Annotated in this window: 4 protein-coding genes; 2 read left to right on the plus strand and 2 right to left on the minus strand. The window is 64.6% G+C overall.

From position 1 onward, the window contains the following. Positions 1–1,016: 1,016 nt before the first annotated feature. Positions 1,017–1,472, minus strand: a complete 456-nt coding sequence (locus ABGB08_RS53930; RefSeq protein ID WP_347608157.1) for a MerR family transcriptional regulator — start codon at positions 1,470–1,472, stop codon at positions 1,017–1,019. A gap of 101 nt (positions 1,473–1,573) precedes the next feature. On the opposite strand from ABGB08_RS53930, the gene ABGB08_RS53935 reads away from it, so the two are divergent. Together ABGB08_RS53935 and ABGB08_RS53940 are read left to right on the plus strand one after the other, a co-directional pair. Next, positions 1,574–2,530, plus strand: coding sequence for an oxidoreductase (locus ABGB08_RS53935; RefSeq protein ID WP_347608160.1), 957 nt, complete (start codon positions 1,574–1,576; stop codon positions 2,528–2,530). Between the two features lie 306 nt (positions 2,531–2,836). Further along, positions 2,837–3,022: a hypothetical protein gene (locus ABGB08_RS53940; protein WP_347608163.1), complete on the plus strand. Its 186-nt coding sequence runs from the start codon at positions 2,837–2,839 to the stop codon at positions 3,020–3,022. 114 nt (positions 3,023–3,136) lie between these two features. On the opposite strand, the gene dnaE is transcribed toward ABGB08_RS53940, so the two are convergent. Continuing rightward, positions 3,137–6,718: a DNA polymerase III subunit alpha gene (gene dnaE, locus ABGB08_RS53945; protein ID WP_347608166.1), complete on the minus strand. Its 3,582-nt coding sequence runs from the start codon at positions 6,716–6,718 to the stop codon at positions 3,137–3,139. Positions 6,719–6,933 lie beyond the last annotated feature (215 nt).

The raw sequence follows: 6,933 nt of genomic DNA on the forward strand, positions 1-6,933 counted from the left end.
CGCCCTGCTCCTCGAAGAGATCAACAACAAGCCGCCCCGGATACCCGGCGACGACCGGCCCATCACCTACACGATCAACCCGTGATCGACATTCAACGGCTCGCGGAGCTCAATTTCCGGAGCTCTGGGACCGTGAACGAAACGCCATCCACCGCTACGACACCGCCGAAAGATTTCGACAGCCCGCTCACCGTGATCGCGGTCACCCGACATGCCACCTTTGGCATACGGCGATAGGCATGAGGCCTCCTCAAATGTTTTTGACGCCATTCATGCAGCGGTCCTGCGCAGTTCCCGAACGACCCAGCGGGAATATTGCGAACCTATGGCCCGAGGCCCACAGTGTGAAGCGCATGTTTCGGCAGGCACCGATCCGTTAATCGAATCAGCGTGTTGCGGGCGAACCTGGTCGACCTTGGTAACGGCGGACACAGACCCGCCTCAGCCGCCGAAAGCTGTGGGGCTGCGGCCGTCCAGCAGAGCTTTCGCGCCACACGCGGCAGCAGCAGCCGGTCGGCGATGCGGGTGATGTTGACGCCCCGCTCGGGGCCGACGATCGCTCCACGAACAGCATCTCGGCGCCGTCGAGGACGCCGAGTGGATATGGTGGCCGACCACGGCGTACGGATCCTCCATGAACGGCATCGCCGCCTCGCGCAGCCCCAGCGCCGGGAGGCGCCGCCGACTCCCAAATCCGGATGCCGACGCGCACGCGATGGTCCTCGTCACGCAGCTCCGGGCAGAGCTATATGAGCGCGCTTAATCGTTAATCTTTGGTTTTGATGAGCATGTGTTTACCGGCAAAGCTGCGCCCAGTTTCCGGTCCCTCATCTCATATTTGGTGGCTCGCATCCGGGCACTCGGCCGGCGTTCCCAGCCCGCCGTGCTGGTGCGCGGTGACCTGGCGCTCGACCCAGCGGGTCGCCACCCGTGCCGGGACGCGACTGCCACTCAATCCCCAGGAGCTGGCCGTCCTCGAATACCTGCCTGCCGGGCATCTCGGCATGTCGCCGCTGTCACTCCGCAACCGGGCCCGGGACTCCATCGGCGGCCGTGGCGTCCTCCAAGGCGCGCAAATATGTCTCGATCGCGTGCCGGTTGCGTTGTAGCACGTCGATACGTCGTTCGATGCTGCTGAGTTGACGTCGCAGTCCGTCCAGATCTTTTCCCGCCGGGCATACCGGGGCCTCCGCTTTTTCCTTCGCGGCCTCGAGGCAGGGCAGCACCTCGCGGATCATCTCCGTCGTCAAGCCGGCTTCGAGGAGTTCGCGGATCTGCAGTACACGGTCGATGGCAGGCTCGCCGTAGGTGCGGTATCCGTTGCCACTCCGGAACGGGTGCAGGATGCCGACCTCTTCGTAGTAACGAAGCAGCCGCGGCGCGACACCCGTCTTCGCGGCCAAGTCCCCGATCTTCACATCGCTCTCCTTAACCAGGCATCCGTGCAGACGGCGCACCTCGCCGTCGGCCACTTGACCTTCACATTAATGGAAAGGTTTAGCTTCTCCACGTTCCCAGACCTGCCGAAGCGGGTCGAACGAGATCGTGTCTACAAGGAATGTGAGATCAAGAGATGACGACGGGTTCCAGAACGAACGCAGGCAAGCCGGGCGGTAGCGGATGGACCGCGGACCGAATGTCCGAACAGAACGGCCGCACCTTCGTCGTGACGGGTGCGACCAGCGGTCTGGGTCTGGTGACGGCGCGCGAGCTCGCGGCGCACGGCGGTCGGGTCCTGCTCGCTGTTCGTGACGCGGCACGGGGAGAAGAGACGGCGTCCTCGCTGCGTAGCGCGTATCCCGGGGCTGAGGTAGAGGTTCGTCAGGTCGATCTGCTGAATCTGAACTCGATCCGCCGGGCGGCGGAGGAAATCGGCGAGGAGAGGTCCGTCGACGTGTTGGTCAACAACGCGGGCATCTCCATGGTCGAGCACTCCGTGACCGCGCAGGGCGCAGAGCGCCATCTCGCTGCGAACCACCTTGGCCACTTCGCGCTCACAGCGTTGCTGGAACCGGCGCTGCGCCGGTCGCAGGCGCCACGGGTGGTCACCGTGACGTCGTACATGCACGAGAAGGGCGAACTTGATCTGGACGATGTCGCGTGGTCGCGGAAATACACACCTCTCGCCGCCTACTCGGCATCGAAGCTGGCCAACGCGGTCTTCGGTGTGGAACTCGCCCGGCGCGAGCGGTCGTCATCGTCGCCGATCACCAGTATTCTCGCGCACCCGGGCTACAGCAACACGCCGATGCAGAGCAAGGGCAACGGGATCACTGGAATCGCCATGCGCGTTTCCGGCAAGCTCTTCGCGCAGAGTCCAGAGATGGGAGCTCTGCCCCAGCTTTTCGCGGCGACCGAGCCCGATCTCGCCGGCGGTTCCTACATCGGACCTGACGGTCGGGGCGGACGATCCGGACATCCCCAACTCGCGCAGCTGTCGGCCGCAGCCCAAGATCCAGAACTCGGCCGTCGCCTGTGGGAGCGTTCGCAGGAGCTGACCGGCATCCACTGGCACACCAGCGAAGCCTGACCGCGTCGCCCGCAGACGAGGACGATCGGGCCGCCGAACACAACGAAGGGCACCTCTTCCGAAGGAAGAACGCCCCTGGTCAAGAGTGAAGCCGCCTTGGGAATCGAACCCCAGACCTACACATTACGAGTGCGTCGATCATGTGAATCAGACCTGGCGGCGGAAACGGGGCTGGTTCCAATATCAGTCGAGCGGGGTGATCTGCTCGGATGGGCCCGCAGATCGGGCCGCGTGGGCTTCGAACCACATTGAGCCCACATCATGACCAGAAGTCAGCCGGACATCCGCGTCCAGGGCCGCCGCTAGGTGCCGGAGCAGGGCGACTGTGCCGACCTGGTGACCGGCTGGGTCGGCGGATCCCGCCTGGCCGACCCTGTCCTTGCCTGGCTGCACCGCGACTCGACCAGGAATCGCTTGTACGACGCGTTCGAACTCCGCCACGACACGCCCTGGGCTGACGACTTCGCCCGAGCCTACGACTACCTCGCGTGAGCTCGCCCATCGAATCGAGGGTGACCTCGATTCGATGGACGCCTATCTTGACGCTGAGCTCCGCCTATCCAACCCAGCCTCGTCGGCGATCCGATCAACCGCGCTCCGCGCTCGTCACGGGCCGATCAGTGCGTTGGCGCCGAGGAGGACCTTGATGTCTCCCGCGAAGGCGCCGTTGGTGATGTTGACCGTGTAGTCGGGGAGTTCGAGGAGGTTGGTTTTGCGGTTGAGGCGTTCCACGCGGATGCGGACGGGAGTGTCGCCTGAGTGGATTGTCAGGATTCGTTTGAGTTCGCTGACTAAGTCCTTGGTGATGCGTTCCTCGCGGAGGGCGATGACGACGGGCTCGCGGCCGTCCGCCTGGATGCCGGAGATGTCGAGGAAGGTGATGTCCATGGCGTTGAAGGAGACCGTCGCCTCTTCGCCGTCGCCGCGGGAGCGGATTCGGCCGGTTACCGAGACGACCAGGTCGGGGGCGAGGTTGCTGCCGTAGAGCTGGTAGGTGTTGGGGAAGCAGGGGACCTCGATGGAGGCGTCGTGGTCCTCGATGGTGAGGATGGCCCAGACGTCGCCCTTCTTGGTGACCTTCTTGTCGACGCCGGAGATGATTCCGGCGATGCGGACGTTGCCGAAGCCCGCCTGGCCGTCGAGGACCTGGGCGACGGTGAGGTCGCGGTTGCGTTCGAGCACGCGTTCCGCGCCGTTGAGCGGGTGGTCGGAGACGTACAGTCCGAGCATTTCGCGCTCGAAGGAGAGTTTTGTCTTCTTGTCCCATTCGCCGTCGGGGACGACGACGTGGAAGACGTTGTTGTCGCCGCTGTCCTCGAAGGCGTCGAACAGGGAGTCCTGGCCGACGGCCTCCTTGCGTTTGACGTCGATGACCGAGTCGATGGCCTGGTCGTGGATCTGGACGAGGCCGCGGCGGCTGTGGCCGAGGCCGTCGAAGGAGCCCGCCTTGATCAGTGATTCGATGGTGCGCTTGTTGCAGACGACCTGGGGGACCTTGGTGAGGAAGTCATTGAAGTCGGTGAAGATGCCCTTGGCCTTGCGGGCGGAGATGATGCCGTTGATGGCGTTCTCGCCGACGTTCTGGATCGCGCCGAGCCCGAATCGCACGTCCTCGCCGACGGCGCTGAACTGGAGCCCGGATTCGTTGACGTCGGGCGGCAGGACCTTGAGTTTCATGCGGCGGCATTCGGCGAGGTAGATCGCCATCCGGTCCTTGTTGGTGCCGACCGAGGTGAGCAGGGCGGCCATGTACTCGGCCGGATAATTGGCCTTGAGATACGCCGTCCAGTACGACACGAGTCCATACCCGGCCGTGTGGGACTTGTTAAATCCGTAGGAGCTGAACGGTTCCAGAACGTCCCAGACGGCTTTGGCGGCTTCCTCGGTGTAGCCCTTGCCGACCATTCCGGAGGAGAAGGTGGCCCATTGTTTGTCCATCTCCTCCTTCTTCTTCTTGCCCATCGCCCGGCGCAGGATGTCGGCGCCGCCGAGGGTGTATCCGGCCAGCTGCTGCGCGATGGCCATGACCTGCTCCTGGTAGACGACCAGGTGGTATGTCGTGCCGAGGATGGGCTCAAGGGCCTCCTTGAGCGCGGGGTGGATCGGCTTGATCTCCTGCTGCCCGGCCTTGCGCAGCGCGTAGTTGGTGTGCGCGTTCGCGCCCATCGGACCGGGCCGGCCGAGGGCCAGAACCGACGAGATGTCTTCGAATCGGGCCGGGGCGATCAGCTTCGTCAGATCGCGCATCATCGAGCTGTCGAGCTGGAAGACGCCCAGCGTGTCGCCACGCGCCAGCAGCTCGTAGGTCTTCTCGTCGTCCAGCGACAGCTTGAGCATGTCCAGGTCGATGGCGCGGTTGCTCTTCACGTTCTGGATCGCGTCGCCGATGACGGTGAGGTTGCGCAGGCCGAGGAAGTCCATCTTCAGCGCGCCCATGTTCTCGCTGCTGGGCCCGTCGAAGCCGGTGATGCGGGCGCCGTCGTCGGGGCGCATGAAGATCGGCATGACGTCGATCAGCGGCTGGGAGGAGAGGATGACGCCCGCGGCGTGCACGCCGGTGCCGCGGGTCAGCCCCTCCAGGCCGAGCGCGGTGTCGATGACCTGCCGGACGTCCTGGTCGTCCTCGTAGAGCTTGCGAAGCTCGGTGGCCTCGGCATACCGGGGGTGCTTCTCGTCGAAGATGCCGGTGAGCGGGATCTCCTTGCCCATGACGGCGGGCGGGAACGCCTTGGTGATCTTCTCACCGACCGGGAAGGGATAGCCGAGGACGCGCGCGGCGTCCTTCACGGCCGCCTTCGACTTGATCGTCATGTAGGTGATGATCAGCGAGACGTTGTCCTCGCCATAGCGTTCCGTGACATATCTGATCATGTCACCGCGCCGGCGCTCGTCGAAGTCCAGGTCGACGTCGGGCATGGAGATTCGTTCGGGGTTCAGGAACCGCTCGAACAGCAGCGAGTGCTCGATGGGGTCGAGCTCGGTGATGCCGGTGACATACGCGACCATGGAACCGGTGGCGGAGCCTCGGCCGGGGCCCACCCAGATGCCGCTGTCCCGCGCGTACTGGCAGATGTCGGCGACGACGAGGAAGTAGCCGGGGAAGCCCATGTTCTCGATGACGCCGAGCTCGTATTCGATCCGCTCCAGCACCTCCGCCGGCACGGGGTCGCCGTAGCGCCGGACCGCGCCGCGCTGGGTCTCCTTGCGCAGCCAGCTCATCTCGGTCTCCCCTTCGGGGACCGGGAACTTGGCGGCCAGGTCGCGGTGGGCGAAGACCTCGTCATAGGCCTCGACGCGCTCGGCGATCAGGAGCGTGTTCTTGCAGCCTTGGGCCCAGAGCTCCGAGTTGGGGTCGAGCGCCCACATCTCCTCGGCGGAGCGCACGTAGTAGCCGTTGCCGGAGAAACGGAACCGGTTCGGGTCGCTGATCTGGGAGTTGGTGCCGACGCAGAGCAGCGCGTCGTGCGCGGTGGACTGGTCTTCTGTGACGTAGTGGGAGTCGTTGGTGACCAGCGGGGGGATGCCGAGGGCCTCCCCGATCCGCAGCAGGTCGCTGCGGACGCCCGTCTCGATCGGGATCCCACCATGATCCATGATCTCCAGGAAGTAGTTGTCCCGCCCGAAGATCTCCTGGTATTTCGCGGCGTGTTCCAGGGCCTTGTCATACTGCCCCAGCCGCAACCGGGTCTGGACCGCGCCGGACGGGCAGCCGGTGGTGGCGACGATGCCTTCGTGATATTCCGCGAACAGCTCATCGTCCATGCGCGGATACTTCTTCATGTGGCCTTCGAGCGAGGCCAGCGAGGAGATCCGGAACAGGTTCCGGAGCCCTTGGGCGTTGATCGCCCACATCGTCTTGTGCAGATACGTCCCGCTGGCCGACACGTCGCCGCCGAGGCCGGTGCGCTCATCGGACTTGCGCTGGTGCGGCTCGCCCCAGAAGACCGGCCGCTTGTGGAACCGGGACTCGGGACTGATGTAGCCCTCGATCCCGATGATCGGCTTCACCCCGGCCGCGGTCACCTTGTTCTGGAACTCATACGCCCCGAACATGTTCCCGTGATCGCTCATGGCGATCGCGGGCATCCCCAGCTCAGCCGCCCTCGCGGCTAGCTTCCCGATCTTCGCCGCCCCGTCCAGCATCGAATATTCGGTGTGAACATGCAGGTGAACGAACGAATCAGCCACAGGGGATCTTGGCCTTTCGAGCAGGGACCGACAGACCCTCAAACTCTATCGACCCCGACCGACAAGTCTGATGCCGTAACGCGGAAACGGGTGCACGACAGATTTGTAGGTGACGATCAGGGTCGGCTGGTTCTGGCGGGTCAGGCGGTTCGTGTCTGGTTGTGGATCTTCGGCCAGAGTTCGTGCCATCGGCCGCTGGCGTCCAGGCAGCGTAG

This window comes from Acrocarpospora sp. B8E8, assembly GCF_039871605.1.
Classification (GTDB): Bacteria; Actinomycetota; Actinomycetes; order Streptosporangiales; family Streptosporangiaceae; genus Acrocarpospora; species Acrocarpospora macrocephala.